Source organism: Nocardioides montaniterrae, assembly GCF_054782655.1.
Window position 1 is genome coordinate 38,478 of the sequence record NZ_BAAGSB010000007.1, and the last position, 14,499, is coordinate 52,976.

16 protein-coding genes are annotated in these 14,499 nt (G+C 71.5%); 6 read left to right on the forward strand and 10 right to left on the reverse strand.

Annotated elements, in window-relative coordinates; genetic code table 11:
* Positions 1 to 11: 11 nt before the first annotated feature.
* The 3 genes from ACYVJ3_RS11670 to ACYVJ3_RS11680 all read right to left on the reverse strand — a co-directional run bounded on the left by ACYVJ3_RS11670 (position 12) and on the right by ACYVJ3_RS11680 (position 2,093).
* Positions 12 to 785, reverse strand: a complete 774-nt coding sequence (locus ACYVJ3_RS11670) for an electron transfer flavoprotein subunit beta/FixA family protein (RefSeq protein WP_460853163.1) — start codon at positions 783 to 785, stop codon at positions 12 to 14.
* A 155-nt stretch (positions 786 to 940) separates the two neighbouring features.
* On the reverse strand, positions 941 to 1,297 hold the full coding sequence (locus ACYVJ3_RS11675) for a hypothetical protein (RefSeq protein WP_460853164.1): 357 nt from the start codon (positions 1,295 to 1,297) through the stop codon (positions 941 to 943).
* Between the two features lie 16 nt (positions 1,298 to 1,313).
* A complete protein-coding gene (locus ACYVJ3_RS11680; protein WP_460853165.1) occupies positions 1,314 to 2,093 on the reverse strand; it encodes an enoyl-CoA hydratase/isomerase family protein in 780 nt (259 codons plus the stop codon).
* Between the two features lie 237 nt (positions 2,094 to 2,330).
* Here ACYVJ3_RS11680 and ACYVJ3_RS11685 point away from each other — a divergent pair, with 237 nt between their 5' ends.
* The 3 genes from ACYVJ3_RS11685 (at position 2,331) to ACYVJ3_RS11695 (ending at position 5,257) form a co-directional block, all read left to right on the forward strand.
* Positions 2,331 to 3,536, forward strand: coding sequence for a molybdopterin molybdotransferase MoeA (locus ACYVJ3_RS11685; protein WP_460853166.1), 1,206 nt, complete (start codon positions 2,331 to 2,333; stop codon positions 3,534 to 3,536).
* A gap of 85 nt (positions 3,537 to 3,621) precedes the next feature.
* Complete coding sequence (locus ACYVJ3_RS11690; RefSeq protein ID WP_460853168.1) at positions 3,622 to 4,437, forward strand: hypothetical protein; 816 nt, start codon at positions 3,622 to 3,624, stop codon at positions 4,435 to 4,437.
* Positions 4,438 to 4,474: 37 nt separating this feature from the next.
* Positions 4,475 to 5,257, forward strand: coding sequence for an NUDIX domain-containing protein (locus ACYVJ3_RS11695; RefSeq protein WP_460853169.1), 783 nt, complete (start codon positions 4,475 to 4,477; stop codon positions 5,255 to 5,257).
* Here ACYVJ3_RS11695 and ACYVJ3_RS11700 read toward each other — a convergent pair.
* Positions 5,178 to 6,104, reverse strand: coding sequence for an EamA family transporter (locus tag ACYVJ3_RS11700; RefSeq protein ID WP_460853171.1), 927 nt, complete (start codon positions 6,102 to 6,104; stop codon positions 5,178 to 5,180). The two genes, ACYVJ3_RS11695 and ACYVJ3_RS11700, sit on opposite strands and share 80 nt — an antisense overlap.
* A 73-nt stretch (positions 6,105 to 6,177) precedes the next feature.
* On the opposite strand from ACYVJ3_RS11700, the gene ACYVJ3_RS11705 reads away from it, so the two are divergent.
* Positions 6,178 to 7,068, forward strand: coding sequence for a LysR family transcriptional regulator (locus ACYVJ3_RS11705; RefSeq protein ID WP_460853173.1), 891 nt, complete (start codon positions 6,178 to 6,180; stop codon positions 7,066 to 7,068).
* Positions 7,069 to 7,153: 85 nt separating this feature from the next.
* On the opposite strand, the gene ACYVJ3_RS11710 is transcribed toward ACYVJ3_RS11705, so the two are convergent.
* From ACYVJ3_RS11710 to ACYVJ3_RS11735, 6 genes are all read right to left on the reverse strand, one after another.
* Positions 7,154 to 7,906, reverse strand: coding sequence for an EI24 domain-containing protein (locus ACYVJ3_RS11710; RefSeq protein WP_460853174.1), 753 nt, complete (start codon positions 7,904 to 7,906; stop codon positions 7,154 to 7,156).
* A gap of 11 nt (positions 7,907 to 7,917) precedes the next feature.
* Positions 7,918 to 8,874, reverse strand: a complete 957-nt coding sequence (locus ACYVJ3_RS11715; RefSeq protein WP_460853175.1) for a co-chaperone YbbN — start codon at positions 8,872 to 8,874, stop codon at positions 7,918 to 7,920.
* Between the two features lie 27 nt (positions 8,875 to 8,901).
* Positions 8,902 to 9,423 (reverse strand): PH domain-containing protein, encoded by a 522-nt coding sequence (locus ACYVJ3_RS11720; protein ID WP_460853177.1) that lies wholly within the window; start codon positions 9,421 to 9,423, stop codon positions 8,902 to 8,904.
* A gap of 6 nt (positions 9,424 to 9,429) precedes the next feature.
* Positions 9,430 to 9,603 carry a hypothetical protein gene (locus tag ACYVJ3_RS11725; RefSeq protein WP_460853178.1) on the reverse strand — a complete coding sequence of 58 codons (174 nt, stop codon included), beginning with the start codon at positions 9,601 to 9,603 and terminating at the stop codon, positions 9,430 to 9,432.
* A 65-nt stretch (positions 9,604 to 9,668) separates the two neighbouring features.
* Complete coding sequence (locus ACYVJ3_RS11730; protein ID WP_460853179.1) at positions 9,669 to 10,238, reverse strand: hypothetical protein; 570 nt, start codon at positions 10,236 to 10,238, stop codon at positions 9,669 to 9,671.
* 24 nt (positions 10,239 to 10,262) lie between these two features.
* Positions 10,263 to 11,678 (reverse strand): M1 family metallopeptidase, encoded by a 1,416-nt coding sequence (locus ACYVJ3_RS11735; RefSeq protein WP_460853180.1) that lies wholly within the window; start codon positions 11,676 to 11,678, stop codon positions 10,263 to 10,265.
* Positions 11,679 to 11,715: 37 nt separating this feature from the next.
* On the opposite strand from ACYVJ3_RS11735, the gene ACYVJ3_RS11740 reads away from it, so the two are divergent.
* Positions 11,716 to 12,642, forward strand: a complete 927-nt coding sequence (locus tag ACYVJ3_RS11740) for an LOG family protein (protein ID WP_460853181.1) — start codon at positions 11,716 to 11,718, stop codon at positions 12,640 to 12,642.
* 73 nt (positions 12,643 to 12,715) lie between these two features.
* Positions 12,716 to 14,413, forward strand: a complete 1,698-nt coding sequence (locus tag ACYVJ3_RS11745) for a TIGR03767 family metallophosphoesterase (RefSeq protein ID WP_460853182.1) — start codon at positions 12,716 to 12,718, stop codon at positions 14,411 to 14,413.
* The last annotated feature ends 86 nt before the right edge of the window (positions 14,414 to 14,499 follow it).

Consider the following 14,499-nt stretch of genomic DNA (forward strand, 5'->3'; position numbering starts at 1 on the left):
GTTCAGACTCCTCAGATGAACTTCTTGGAGGCGAGGAACTCGACCAGCGCCGTGGCGCCGGAGCCGTCCTCGTCCTTCACGATCTCGCCGGCGGTGCGCGGCGGGCGGGCGGCCGTCTCGGTGACCTCGGTCCACGCGACGGACAGGCCGACCTCGGACGCGTCGACACCCAGGTCGGCGAGCGAGTAGGTCTCCAGCGGCTTCTTCTTGGCCGCCATGATGCCCTTGAAGGACGGGTAGCGGGCCTCGCCGGACTGGTCGGTGACCGAGAGGACCAGCGGCATGGTGCCACCGATGACCTCGGTCGCGGCGTCGCCGTCGCGCTTGATGCGGACCTGGTCGCCCTGGGACTCGATCACAGCGGCCTGGGTGACCTGCGGGAGGTTCAGGCGCTCGGCGAGCATCGCGGGCATGACCGACATCATCGAGTCGGTGCCGGCGAGGCCGGTGATCACCAGGTCGGGGGTGCCGACCTTCTCGATGGCCTTGGCCAGCACGAGCGAGGTCGCGATGGCGTCGGAGCCGGCGATCGCGTCGTCGACGACATGGACGGCCGAGTCGGCACCCATCTGCAGGGCCTTGCGCACGGCGGCCTCGGCGGCCTGCGGGCCGACGGTGAGCGCGATGACGTTGACCTCCTCGTCCGCGCGCTTCTCCTTGAGCTGGAGGGCCTGCTCGACGGCGTACTCGTCGAGCTCCGAGAGGAGCCCATCGACGCCGACACGGTCAACGGTGTTGTCCGACTCGAACCGCCGGTCGGCGGTCGCGTCCGGAACGTACTTCACACAGACAACGATGTTCATGGTTGTGGCCGCAAGGCCCCTTCCTACTTGTAGGACAGCGTTGGGCAGGCTACCGCCCGTGCTGGAACGGCGCGAACGGTCCCACGGTGGGATCGGTCACGCCGGACTGCTTTGGTCGGCGATCTGACCGGGTCTGGTCAGGGCCGGATGATGCGTTCGAGGGTGCGCCCGATGACCATGTAGACGACCGACGCGACGCCGTAGTTGGCGAGCGCGGTCTTGGTCAGCGCGTTCGGAGGCTTGGCCTTCCAGATCGGCTGGTTCAGGTCGAACCAGCCGAGGTCGGTCGCTTTCGCGAGGTTGCGGATCGAGTGGATCAGGGAGTTGTCGGCGTTGGCGTTGAGCGCGTAGCTGAACGCGGCGGCCGCCAGGACGAGGGCGATCGCCAGGCAGATCAGCCAGACGGCGCGGGCGGCGTACGCCCGGACCTTGGTGACATCGACCGCCGGGCGCCTCGCCTCCGGCGCCCGGGTCTTGTCCTGTTCCTCGCTCATGGCCACAGTCTGTCAGTCACTTGCCCGTGAAGGTGGCCTTGCCGGGGCCGTTGGCGACGAACGACTGCATGCCGATCTTGGCGTCCTCGGTGGCGAAGATCGAGGAGAAGTGGCGCCGCTCGATGAACAGGCCCGTCTCCAGGTCGGTCTCGATGCCCTGGTCGACGGACTCCTTGATGGCCCGCAGGGCGTACGCCGCGGCGCCGGAGAACTGCTTCGCCCACGCGACGGCCTCGGAGTAGACGTCGGCGGCCGGGAGCACCCGGTCGACCAGGCCGATCGAGAGCGCCTCGTCGGCCTTGACGAACCGGCCGGTGAACAGCAGCTCCTTGGCCTTGGCCGGGCCGACCAGCCGCGGGAGCCGCTGGGTGCCGCCGGCACCGGGGATGATGCCGAGCAGGACCTCGGGCTGGCCGAGGACGGCGTCCTCGGCGGCGAAGCGCACGTCGGCGGCCATCGCCAGCTCGCAGCCGCCGCCCAGCGCGTAGCCGTTGATCGCGGCGACGACCGGCTTGGGGATGCGGGCGATGGCGGTGACCGCGCCCTGGAGCGCGTCGACCCGGTCCACCATCGCGGTGTACGGGATCTCCTCCATCTCCTTGACGTCGTTGCCCGCGGCGAAGACGCGCTCGCCACCCCACACGACGACGGCGCGCACGTCGGCGCGGGCCGTGGCCTCCGCGGCGATCTCGGTCAGCTCATCCTGAACCTGCAGGCTGATCGCGTTCATCTTCGGACGGTCCAGTCGGATCGTCCCTACCCCGTCGGCCACTTCCAGCCGGACGAACTCGGTCATCGGAACCCTTCCTCGGTCCTTCGGTCGTGCGTCGCCGCACATCAGAGCCCGCATTCTGCCGTGAGCCGGCGCCGTCCGCACCAGGCACCCGACGATTGATCGCCACGAGCTCGGTGCGTGCGCGACCGTAACGCTTCCGGAGGCGACACGTTGTGCCCGTCAAGCAGTGGGTGGGACGGATCATGGGGGCCGGCTCACCCACAGCTCTTTTTCGGGCCGCCTCACTAGGGTTGGGGCGTGTCGTTGGTCCCCGTCGCCGAGCATCAGGCCGCTGTCGCATCGCTCCTCGCCTCGTCGTCACGCCCGCCGCGGCCGGTCCCGATCGTCGAGGCGGTCGGCCGGGTCCTGGCATCGGCGGTGCTCGCACCCGAGGCCCTGCCCGCGTTCGCCAACTCCGCGATGGACGGGTACGCCGTCCGTGCCGCCGATGTCGCGTCCGCCTCTCCGTCGAACCCCGTGGTGCTGCCCGTGGCGGGTGACATCCCCGCGGGTGCGGCGCGTTCGGTGCTCGCGCCCGGGACCGCCCTGCGGATCATGACGGGCGCGCCCGTGCCCGAGGGTGCGGATGCGATCGTCGAGATCGAGGTGACCGACGGTGGGACGACATCGGTGTCGATCCTCGAGCCGCGCGAGTCCGGGCGGTTCATCCGCGCCGCCGGGAGCGACGTACGGGCGGGAGCCGAGGTGCTCGCCGCCGGGACCGTCATCGGGCCGGCGCAGGTCGGGCTGCTCGCCGCGCTCGGCATCACCTCGGTCTCCTGCGTGCACCGCCCGCGCGTGCTGGTGCTGTCGACCGGGTCGGAGCTGGCCGACTCCCCCGCCGCGGGAAGCGGCCAGATCCGTGACGCCAACGGGCCGATGCTGTGCGCCGCCGTGGTCGAAGCCGGCGCGATCGCCGTACGGGCGCCCAGCTCGGCCGACGACGTCGCGTCCTTCCTCGCCTCGCTGGACGCCCATCTCGACGGGATCGACCTGGTCCTGACCTCCGGTGGCGTGAGCATGGGGGCGTACGAGGTGGTCAAGGACGCCTTCGGCCCCCGTGGCGTCACCTTCACCAAGGTCGCGATGCAGCCCGGCATGCCCCAGGGCCTCGGGACGTACGCCGGGGTGCCCGTCGTCTGCCTGCCCGGCAACCCGGTCAGCTCACTGGTGTCCTTCGAGGTGTTCGTGCGCCCGGCCCTGCGGGCGCTGGCCGGTCTGCCGGCCGTCCGCCCGGTGGTCGCGGCGACCCTGACCACTCCCCTGACCTCGCCGGCCGGCAAGCGCCAGCTGCGCCGAGGCCGCCTCGACCGCGTCGCCGCGTCCGTCGAGGCCTGGGGGCCGGCCGGGTCCGGTTTCCTCGGCTGGGCCGCAGGTGCCGACTGCCTGATCGACGTGCCTGCCGAGGTGAGCGAGCTGCCCGCCGGTGCGCCCGTCGACGTCTGGGACCTGACGCTGGGCTGAGGCCCGGTCCAGACCACCGGGGAACCGTCGGACAAGTTTCTGCGTCGGACCTGTCATTCGTCCCCGGATGCAGGAGCCTGTTCCCATGCACGCTGTTCGTCGCACCCTCGTCGCCACCGTCCTCGCGGTCGGCCTCACCGGCGGTGCCGGTCAGGTGCTCGCCGCCGCGTCCGCAGAGGACAGCTCCACGGCCGTTGCTCCCGTTGCCCCGGACACCACACCGGCGGACACTCCGACCGACGTGCCTTCGGACGTGCCCACGGACGAGCCGACCGACGTGGCTACGGACGACCCGACCGACGAGCCCACCGACGTGCCCTCGGACGACCCGACCGACGACCCGACCGACCTACCCACGGACGACCCGACCGACGACCCGACGGACAGCCCCTCCGAGGGCGAGTGCTACCTCGACGACGGCGGAGCCCAGACCATCACGAGTGCCACCGGCACGGCCGGCGATGACGCCACCACCGAGGAACCGGTCGACACCGCGACCGACCCCGGCAGCGACCCGACGGACGGCGCCACGGTCGTGGTCTGCGCCTACCCGATGACGATGAACGGCGGAGCGGAGGGTGCCGCCTCGGGCACCGCCGTCCCCGACAGCGCGATCCCTGCCGGTGCGCCCCGCGCACCGAGCACCCACGCACCGGTTCCGGTCGCCGCGCCCGCGCCCGCCGACGCCGTCGTACGCACGCCGCGGCACCACACGATCACGGTCCCGACCCGCATCCGATCGGGCCTGACGAGCAAGCAGCCGGACTCCCAGCGGACGGCCGCCGCCCGGCCGGCTGCGCTGGACGTGGCACGCACCGACGACGGCATGCTGCTCGCGCTGCTCGGGGGCGCCCTCGCCCTCGCCGTGGCGAGCGCGATCGCGTGGCGCCGCCGTGCCTGAGCCTGGGAACCGCCGCACCCGCCACTAGGGTGGAGCCGTGAGCGAGTCGGGAGTCGAGCACGAGACCGTCGATGAGGGTGTGGCCCGCATCGTGTGGCGCCCGGAGCTCACCGAGCGCGGTTGGCAGGCCGCCGTCGACGTCGTACGCCGGCAGGTGGCCGACGCGCTGACCGACCACCATCGCGTGGAGCTGAAGGTGCCCGCCGACGACGAACGGGCCGCCCGCGTGGCGACCTGGTCGGGCCTGCGGCGCGAGGGGGTCGAGCGTCGGCGTACCGGTGACCTGATCGTGTTCGCCCGCCTCGCCGACGACCTGTCCGCCCAGGAGCCGGGCGGCTTCCGGGCGATCCTCAACTCGTTCCTCCCACGCAAGCGCGGCATCAGCCAGATGCTGATCCTCGACCACTCGGCGTCCGCCGACGAGCCGCGGGTGCTGTTGTGCGAGCTGACCTACAAGACCGACTGGGACCTGCCCGGCGGAGTGATCGAGATCGGCGAGTCCCCTCAGGTCGGAGTGGGACGTGAGGTCGAGGAGGAGCTCGCGCTCGCCATCGAGCCGGGACGGCTGCTGCTCACCGACTGGCTGCCCCCGTGGGGCGGCTGGGACGACGCGCTCTGCCTGGTCTTCGACGGCGGCCGGCACCCCGCCTCGATCGTCGACCAGATCCGCCCGCAGGCGCGCGAGATCAAGCAAGCCGCGTTCCTCACGCTCGCCGAGATCGACGAGCGCGCCGCGGACTTCACCGCGCGACGGATCCGGACGGCACTGGCCGCACTGGCAGCGGACGGCCCTCGCTACGCGGAGTCCGGTCGACCCTGACGCGCCGCATCGTCACCAGCACTCCAACGATCAGCAACGCACCGCCGACGAGCTCGGCCGCGTTGGGTCGCTCGCCCAGGGCGAGCCACGCGGAGCCGATGGAGACCGGCGGGACGAGGAGGACCCACGGCACCACGGCTGCGGGAGGGTTGCGCGAGAGCAGCCCGTTGAAGACGGCGTAGCCGAACAGCGAGGCCAGTCCCGCGGTGAACAGCGTCGACAACGCGGCCTTCCAGCCGAACGCGTGGGCCGCGGTCGACAGCGTGCCAGGACCGTCGAGGACGACGGCGAGGAGCAGCAGCGGCAGGGGTACGACGAGCGCCGACCACACCGTGAGCGCGAGCCCGCCCTTGGCGCCCGAGGCGCGGGAGACCACGTTCCCGATCGCCCACATCAGCGCAGCCGTCAGGCAGAGGCAGAGCGCCAGGGCGGGGACGTGGCCGCCCCGGCCGAGGCCGACGACCAGCAACCCGACCACGCCGAGGACGACCCCGGCCGACTGCGCCGGGGTCGGGCGCTCGCGGAGGACCACCGCAGCGATCAGGATCGTCAGCACGACCTGCGCCTGCAGCACCAGCCCGGCCAGCCCGGCGGGCATGCCGCTGTCCATCGCGACGTAGAGGAACGCGAACTGTCCCAACGACATGAACGCACCGACGCCGAGGATGGTGCGCCAGGGCAGGTCGGGCTTCGGGATCACGAAGACCGCCGGGAACAGGACGAGGACGAAGCGGGCGGTGAGGAACACCAGCGGAGGGACGTCGCCCATGCCCCAGTCGATGACGACGAAGTTGAAGCCCCAGATGCACGCGACCAGCGCGGCGAGGAGACAGTCGCGGCGGCTCATGTGCTCCATGGTTCCGGCGAAGACCTTGAAGCACCAGCGAATTGATCTGCACCAGACCTTGTAGCATCGCTACATGATCGATCTGGACGCCCTCGCCGCTCTTCGAGCGGTCGCCACGCACGGCTCGGTGAGCGCCGCCGCGGAGGCCACCGGCTTCACGCCCAGCGCCGTCTCGCAGCAGGTCAAGCGGCTCGAGCGCCAGGTCGGCGTACCTCTCCTGGAGCGGGTGGGACGGGGCGTGATGCTCACCAGCCAGGGCTCCCACCTGGTCGACGCCGGGAGGCGGGTCCTGGCCGACCTCGAGGAGCTGGAGTCCGAGCTCCAGGCCAGCGTGGGCCGGGTCGCGGGCAGGGTCCGGCTCGCCTGCTTCTCGACCGCCGTGCGCGGGCTGGTCGCTCCCGTCGTACGCCGCCTCCGCGACGCCCACCCCGGCCTCGACCTCGTCATCGACGAACGCGAGCCGTGGGACACCGTCGACCTGGTCGCCGGCGGTCAGGCCGAGATCGGCATCGTGCACCGCTGGGGCGGCGTACCGCTCGACATCCCCGAGCACGTCGTCGCGCACCCGCTCGAGCGCGACCTGGCTGACCTGATCGTCCCGCACGACCACCCGCTCGCGAGCCGCAAGCGGGTCACGCCGCACGACCTCGTCGACGTCGAGTGGATCGCGACGCCCGAGGGCACGATCTGCCGTCAGTGGCTGCACCGGATGTACGACGGCACCGGTCGCCCACCGCGCATCGCGCACGTCTCCGCCGAGTTCGAGTCACACCTCGCCCTCGTCGCGGCCGGCCTCGGCGTCGCCCTGATCCCACGCCTCGGCCGCGCGGCCCTCTGGTCCGACGTCGTCGCCGTCGAGGTCCGCGATCCCCAGCCGATCCGGCTCATCGACGCGCTGCACCGGCGCACGATGTCCGACAGCCCGGCGGTTCAGGCCGTGCTGGCGGCGTTCGGCTCGGTCTGAGGCCCGTGTTCCGAGGCCCGTGTAACTACGTGTTCTGACCACTACCCGGGTGGTCTGTCACCCGGGTAGTGGTCAGAACACGTAGTTACACGGCCGAGCCGTCGAGGGCCTCACGGGCGAGGTACGTCGCCCCGGCGACCGCACCAGGCATCACCAGCACCGCGCCGCCGGGTACCAGGAAGCAGAGCTGGACGGCGGTGCCGAAGCCGATCATCGCGCCACGGCGGGCCCGCAGGACCTCGGACCGCGCACGACGGTCGAGCCCGCGCGCCTCGAGGCCGCGGGAGACCAGCTCGCCGGCGAGCAGCCGGCCCGAGACCACGACGCCCAGCACCGCTCCGATCACGGCGCCGAGCACCGGCAGCAGCCCGATCACGAACACCGCGACCGAGCAGACCAGGCCGACCCCGACCAGGAACAGGCCGTCGAGCGCCCCCCGGAACCAGCCGACGCCACGCTCGGGGACCTCTCCCCCGATCTCGTGCTCGACGGCCAGCCAGATCCGCTCGTAGAACGGGTCGCCGACGGCCAGGGCCAGGCCGGTGAACGAGACGAACGCCAGCACCAGGGCACCGACGACGACCACGATCTCGATCAGCACCCGCACGAACGAGCGCAGCCCGGAGGCCCACCCGTCGAGGAAGGGCGTGGCCCAGGTGACGACGTCGTCGACGTACACCGCCAGGCTGACGAACGCCGCGAGCAGCACGGCGCCGACGAGCAGTGCCGGCACCAGCCCGAGCAGCATCAGGCGCGGGTTGCGCCGCCACAGGCCCTGGCCCCGCAGCAGCAGGCGTACGCCGTGCCAGAACCCGCCGACCGCACCCACTGCCCCCATGGTCTGCTGGCTCAGAAGAGCGCGGACGCGAGCGCCTGGCGACCGGCGAGGACCCTCGGGTCGTCGTTGCCGACCGCGGCGAACAGGCCGAGGAGGTGCTGGCGGGCCTTGTCGCGGTCCTTGTCGGACGTGCGCGCGATCAGGTCGACGAGGCGGCGGAAGGCATCCTCGACGTGGCCGCCGAGCATGTCCAGGTCGGCGACCAAGGTCTGCGCGTCGATGTCGTCGCGGTTCTCGGCGGCCGCCTGACGGGCGGTGTTGAGGTCGACGCCCTGGGTGCGCTGCAGGACCTTGGCCATCGCCAGGCCGGCGGCGGCCTCGTGGTCGGCCGGGTTGGCGTCGACCAGCTTCTGGTACTCCGCGACCGCGGCGTCGATGTCGCCCGCGGCCAGTGCGTCCTGGGCAGGCGCGTAGCGCGGGTCGACGTACGGCTCCTCGCCGTCGGCAGCCTCGCCGGCGGCGCTCTGCGGCTGGTGCCGACCGGTCAGGCCCTGTGCGGTGAGCTGCTGGGCGAGCTGGTTGAACATCGCGCGGATGTCGTCGATCGGCGCGGCACCGGGGATCGGCTGGGTCGCCGGCTGGCCCTCGACCAGGACCAGCATCAGGGGCACCTGCTGCACCTGGAGCGCCTGCGCGAGCTGGGGGTTGGTGTCGACGTCGACCGTGGCGACCAGGAAGCGGCCGTCGTACTCGTCGGACACCTGGGCGACGTCGGCGGCGAACGCGCCGCTGGTCGGCACCTGGCTGGTCGAGTAGAAGACCAGCACCACTGGCGCGGTCATCGAGGACTCGAGCACGGTCTGGACGTTCTCGGGCGTGACCGCCACGGAGTACGCCGACCCGCTCGGCCCGCCTGCGGCCGCCGGGGCGGAGGAACCGCCGGTCGGTGCGGAGGACGGGGCCGGTGCGGCGCGCTTGAGCGCGGACAGGTCGATCGCGCCGGGACGGGAGAACGGCTGCTGCGTCATGGCAGCAATCCTAGAGAGCGGCGCGGCTCAAGAAACGCGAGGGCCGCGGAGTCCTGCACGTTGGACGACGCGCTGGATGGTGAGGTCGCGCTCGTCGGGGCGGGCGACGTACCTGATGTCACGCAGCCCCTGCTCCTGGGCGGCGGACTCGAAGACGAAGTGGCCGTAGCCGAGGATCCGGCCGAGCAGCGGCTTGGTGACGGTGATGTCGAGGATCCGGCTCAGCGGCATCGTGGCGAGCTGCGAGGTGAGCACGCCGTGCACCCGGAAGACCCGCATGTTGGTGATGACGAACCGGTCGCGCTTCTCGCGCACCGCACCCCACGCGGCGTGCACGAACAGGGCGAACGCGACGAACAGCAGGAACCAGGCGACCTCGACGCTGACCGTCCAGCTCCACACGAGCACCACCGTGCCGAGGAACGCCTCGATGCCGGGGCGGACGTAGGCGACCCAGTGGTGGGCGACCTCGTCGACGATCACCTCGTCCTCGTCGCGCAGGAGGTGCTTGCCTATCTGCGGGTCGACGAGCGCTGCGACGACGCCCACGTCAGGTCAGCTCTTGAGCGCGCCGACGAAGCTGATCACGCCGGTGAACAGCTGGGTCGCGAGGTCCCAGCCCTTCGTGCCGGCATCCTTCGCGGTGACCGCCAGGCCGTTGGGGTCGGTGAACATCCAGAACCCGAGGAAAACGACGATGACGACACCGATCAGCTTCTTGGCGTCCATGGGGGCATTCTTAACAGAAGTCACTCCCGTCACGTGGGAGGCGCTCCGCCCACGTTCGGGTGGAGTCAGAGCGTGGCGACGCGTACGTCGACGCGTGGCATCCGATCCCTGCAGAACGGCTCCGCGGTGTACAGCGAGCTGACGCCGACGATCGTGAACGTGGCGCCGACCCCGGCCTTCCTCAGGTCGGCCGCGTGCACGGCGACCCGGACCCGCATGTCGACGACGTCGTACGCGCTGCCGGCCAGCGCGACCGGGGTGCTGGTCCAGTGTCCCCGGAAGGACGCCTGCCGGTTGACGAGGGTGACCGTGCCGTCGGGCGCCGAGCGGACGTAGAGCTGCGAGCCGTCATGCAGGTGCACGATCCACGCGGCCTCGGGTGAGCCGGCCGTCAGCCTGCGGATCTGGAAGGAGAGGTGGACGACGTCGGAGCGGGCCGGACGGAACAGGACGTGGAAGCCTCGCAGATCGATCGCAGCGCGTTGCGCGGCGGTCGCGCTCTGGCACTCCGTCAGGTCGCGGGCCGGGTCGGACCACGTCCGATCGACCCGCACGGCCGCGTGCGCGGGTGCGATGGTGCCGACGAACAGTGCGGCCGTCGCGAGAGCTGCTGCGATGGTCTTCCTGATGCTCATGCCGTTCCCCTGCCCGATCGCGAGCTAACCCAAACCGTTGGCGCGCGTGGGCGCCGGCGGCACCGAGCCGGAGAGCCAGGAGTCGAAGAAGGCGCCGAGCCGCTGACCCGAGATCCGGTGCGCCAGTCCGATGAAGGCCGTGGTGCTGCCGTTGCCACCCCGGTGCTGCGCGGCCCAGGCGCGCAGGACCCGTCGGAAGTCGCTCGCACCGATGCGAACCCGCAGGGCGGCCAGCGCCATCCCGCCCCGCACGTAGATGGCCTCGTCCCAGATGTGCGCGGCCCGCGGGTTGCGCAGCGAGAGCTGCCAGAAGCGCGCGTCACGGGAGTAGGACGCGTAGGCGTTGTGCAGCCACTTCCGCGTGGTGATGCCGCCGTGCGCCTCGTTGTAGCGGTGCTCCATGTAGGTCGCGAAGCCCTCGTTGAGCCAGATGTCGCGCCAGCGGCGGATCGACACCGAGTCCCCGAACCACTGGTGGGCGAGCTCGTGGACCTCGGTCGTGCCGTCGATGAAGGAGTACGTCGGGCGCGACTGGTTCTCCAGCGCGAAGCCGATCGGGAGCGACGTCACCACGCCGCCCGTCGTGGCGAACGGATAGGTGCCCAGCTCGTGCTGCAGCCAGTCGGTGACGGCGCCGCTGCGCGCCAGGACGTGCTGCGCCCACGTGAAGGCATCGCCGCCCAGGTGGCGCGAGACCGCCGTGATCACCGGGATGCCCGAGGCGCTGCGGGTGCGACGTACGGCGAAGTCGCCGACGGCGAAGAAGGCGAGGTACGTCGCCATCGGCTGGTCCATCCGCCACCGCGTCGTCGCCTGGGCGCCGGAGACCGTCCGTGACACCTGCACGCCGTTGCCGAGCACCTGCTTGCCGGCGTCGGTGGTGATGGCGATGGAGAAGGTGGCCTTGTCGGCGGGATGGTCGTTGGACGGGAACCACCACGGCGCCATGTGCGGCTCGTTCATCGCCACGACCTCGGAGCCGTCGGCCAGCCAGTTGCTCTCACCGGCGTACGTCGGCCGGGTCGGGTCGCCGGCGTACGTGACCGTCGTGGTGAACACCGTGCCCGCCGCGATCGGCCGGCTCGGGGTGATCACGAGCTCGTGGCTGCTCGGCTTGCTGAACCGCGCCGCGACGCCGCCGACCTCGACCGACGTCACCGGCAGCAGCAGGTCCAGGTGGAAGGAGGACAGCGCCTCCTTCGAGCGGATCGTGAGCGTCGTGGTGCCGGAGAGGTGCGCAGGCGAGAAGGCGTAGGTGTCGTGGACGTCGTAGTGCTCGACGTCGATCCCGCCGTTGCCGTCGAGTGGGAAGTACGGGTCGCCGATGCCGGCCGACCCGGCGACCGCCGATCCTCCGAGGGCCGCGCCCGATCCGGGTAGCACCAGCACCGCCGCGAGCATCGCCACCACCACCATCCGTGCACGAGCCCCAAGACGCATGCCGCCGAATCTACGCGAGCGTGGCTACGCTCGCCGCGTGAGGAAGACCCGGAGCCACCGCCTCCACGTCCACGCCCCCACGCCCGCCGACCACGAGCGGGCGGCAGCGCTCGGCGCACCGGTCGACTGTCGTCGTACGTCGCTCTACACCGCCGACGAGCTCTACGACGTGACGCCGTACGCCGACAGCCTCGACGGCCGGGTCTACGCCTGGTCACGGCTCCCGATGGACACCGATGCAGGCCTGGCCACGGTGCTGCACGACAGCGCGATCGACACCGCGCTCAACGCCTGGATCGACGGACGCTCGCTGGTCGGCGTGATGGGCGGTCACGCGGTCGAGCGCGGGCAGCCGGCGTACGACCGGACAGCCCACCTCGGGCACCTGCTCGGCGCCTCGCACGCCGTGGTGACCGGTGGCGGTCCCGGCGCGATGGAGGCCGCGAACCTCGGCGCCCGGCTGGCGCAGCTGCCGGACGACGCGGTCGTCGAGGCGTGCCGGCTGCTGGCCGGCGTACCCTCCTTCCGGCCGTCGATCGACGCGTGGGTGGAGAGCTCCCGGCAGGTGCTGGAGAAGTTCCCGGGCGAGAACGCCTCCCTCGGCGTACCGACGTGGTTCTACGGCCACGAACCGCCCAACCTGTTCGCCACCGCGATCGCGAAGTACTTCCGCAACGCCCTGCGCGAGGCGATCCTGCTGCAGATCTGCGGGGCCGGGATCGTGTTCATGGAGGGCGCCGGCGGCACCGTCCAGGAGATCTTCCAGGACGCGTGCGAGAACTACTACGCGGCCGAGGGGAACGTCGCGCCGATGGTGCTCGTCGGCCGCCGCTACTGGACCGAGACCCTGCCCGCCTGGCCGTTGCTGCAGGCTCTGGCGAAGGGGCGCGCGATGGAGCCGCACATCCACCTCGTCGAGACGGTGGAGGAGGCCGCCGACCGGCTGGCCACGCGCCCCGTCTGACGCCCACGGCGAACCGTCTTCACGTTCTCACGAAACCGTGGACGGCGGGCGGGCCGTGTGGTCGTATTCATCTGTGCAGATCAACCGCCGCTCCCTCTTCCGCGCGGGGGCCGCCGCCGGCGCTCTCGCCGCCGCCGCACGCATCTCCGGACCCGGCCTCGCGCAGGCCGCGGTCATCGGTACGACGACCCTGAGCCGGTCCTACGGCCTCGGCGCGCCCAACGCCAAGGGCTACCGCAAGGTCGTCGCCCTGCCCGGCGAGGCCCGGATCATCCGCACCGACCTCGGCATCGCCGCCGGCGCGTCCCGCGCCACCGGTCGTACGCCGCTGCTGTCCTTCGTGCAGCTGTCCGACGTCCACGTGGTCGACCACCAGTCCCCCGGCCGCGTCGAGTGGACCGACCGGTACGTCACGCCCGGGCTGCTTTCCTCGGCGTACCGACCGCAGGAGATGCTCACCGCGCAGGTCGCGGACGCGATGGTGCAGGCCGTCAACGCGCAGCGGGTCGGGCCGGTGACGGGTCTGCCGTTCACGTTCGCGATCGAGACCGGCGACAACTCCGACAACTGCCAGTACAACGAGGTCCGCTGGAACATCGACATCCTCGACGGCGGCACGATCCGGTCCGACTCCGGCGCGCCGACCCGCTACGAGGGCGTCATGGACGGCAACGCCACCTACTACGACACCCACTACTGGCACCCCGAGGGCGTGCCGCTGGGCAAGAAGGCCGACCAGTACAAGGCCGACCACGGATTCCCGACGGTGCCGGGGCTGCTCGCCGCGGCGCGGCGCCCGTTCACGGCACCGGGCCTGGACGTCCCCTGGTACACCTGCTTCGGCAACCACGACGGCCTGACCCAGGGCAACTTCCCGCACACCGTGCCGCTGTCCGCGCTCGGCACCGGCTCCCTCAAGGTGATCTCGCCGCCCACCGGGCTCTCGGACACCGACATCGAGAACGCCGTGACCACGCTGGACCTCACCGGCCTGCTCGGCGCACTCACCGTGTCGCCGTACGTCCGAGCGGTCACGCCCGACCCGAAGCGGCGCACGGTCTCGCGCGCCCAGATCGTCGCCGAGCACTTCACCACCACCGGCGTCCCGGTCGGGCACGGCTTCACCGCGACGAACAAGGCCGCCGGGACGGCGTACTACTCCTTCGACCAGGGCCGGTTCCGCCACGTCGTGATGGACACCGTCAACCCCAACGGGTACGACGACGGCTCGATCGACGGCAACCAGCTGGCGTGGCTGAAGGCGACCGTCGAGGGCGCGGCCGGCAAGGCGGTCATCGTCTACAGCCACCACACCGCCGACACGATGACGAACCCGCTCGTCGCGACCGGTGGCGACCTGGCGATCCCGCGCGTGCTGGGGCCCGAGGTCGTGACCTACCTGCTCTCGCAGCCGCGGGTCATCGCGTGGGTCAACGGCCACACCCACAAGAACCAGATCTTCGTGCACGCCCGCACCGACGGCAGCGGCGGCTTCTGGGAGATCAACACCGCCTCCCACTGCGACTACCCGCAGCAGGCCCGCATCATCGAGGTCACCGACAACCACGACGGCACCCTGTCGATCTTCACCACGATCCTGGACCACGCCGGACCGGCGTCGTACGCCGGCAACCTGTCCAACAGCCTGGCGCTCGCCAGCCTGTCGCGGGAGCTGTCGGCCAACGACCCGCAGGCGAACCTCGCGGCCGCCTCCGGCCCGGCCAACGCCCGCAACACCGAGCTGCTGGTTGGCCGGCCGGCCGACTTCTAGGTCGTCCGCAGGGGCACCATCAGGCCACGTGGTCGGACCGACGTACCAAACCAAGGATCGAGGCGGCCCGCCCGCTCAGGCGAGTA

What these genes read in the sequence shown, in the direction of transcription:
- ACYVJ3_RS11705 (WP_460853173.1), top strand. Translation starts at nt 6,178, where the DNA reads ATGATCGATCTGGACGCCCTCGCCGCTCTTCGAGCGGTCGCCACGCAC.
- ACYVJ3_RS11730 (WP_460853179.1), bottom strand. Translation starts at nt 10,238, where the DNA reads ATGAGCATCAGGAAGACCATCGCAGCAGCTCTCGCGACGGCCGCACTG.
- ACYVJ3_RS11675 (WP_460853164.1), bottom strand. Translation starts at nt 1,297, where the DNA reads ATGAGCGAGGAACAGGACAAGACCCGGGCGCCGGAGGCGAGGCGCCCG.
- ACYVJ3_RS11735 (WP_460853180.1), bottom strand. Translation starts at nt 11,678, where the DNA reads ATGCGTCTTGGGGCTCGTGCACGGATGGTGGTGGTGGCGATGCTCGCG.
- ACYVJ3_RS11680 (WP_460853165.1), bottom strand. Translation starts at nt 2,093, where the DNA reads ATGACCGAGTTCGTCCGGCTGGAAGTGGCCGACGGGGTAGGGACGATC.
- ACYVJ3_RS11700 (WP_460853171.1), bottom strand. Translation starts at nt 6,104, where the DNA reads ATGAGCCGCCGCGACTGTCTCCTCGCCGCGCTGGTCGCGTGCATCTGG.
- ACYVJ3_RS11725 (WP_460853178.1), bottom strand. Translation starts at nt 9,603, where the DNA reads ATGGACGCCAAGAAGCTGATCGGTGTCGTCATCGTCGTTTTCCTCGGG.
- ACYVJ3_RS11690 (WP_460853168.1), top strand. Translation starts at nt 3,622, where the DNA reads ATGCACGCTGTTCGTCGCACCCTCGTCGCCACCGTCCTCGCGGTCGGC.
- ACYVJ3_RS11715 (WP_460853175.1), bottom strand. Translation starts at nt 8,874, where the DNA reads ATGACGCAGCAGCCGTTCTCCCGTCCCGGCGCGATCGACCTGTCCGCG.
- ACYVJ3_RS11710 (WP_460853174.1), bottom strand. Translation starts at nt 7,906, where the DNA reads ATGGGGGCAGTGGGTGCGGTCGGCGGGTTCTGGCACGGCGTACGCCTG.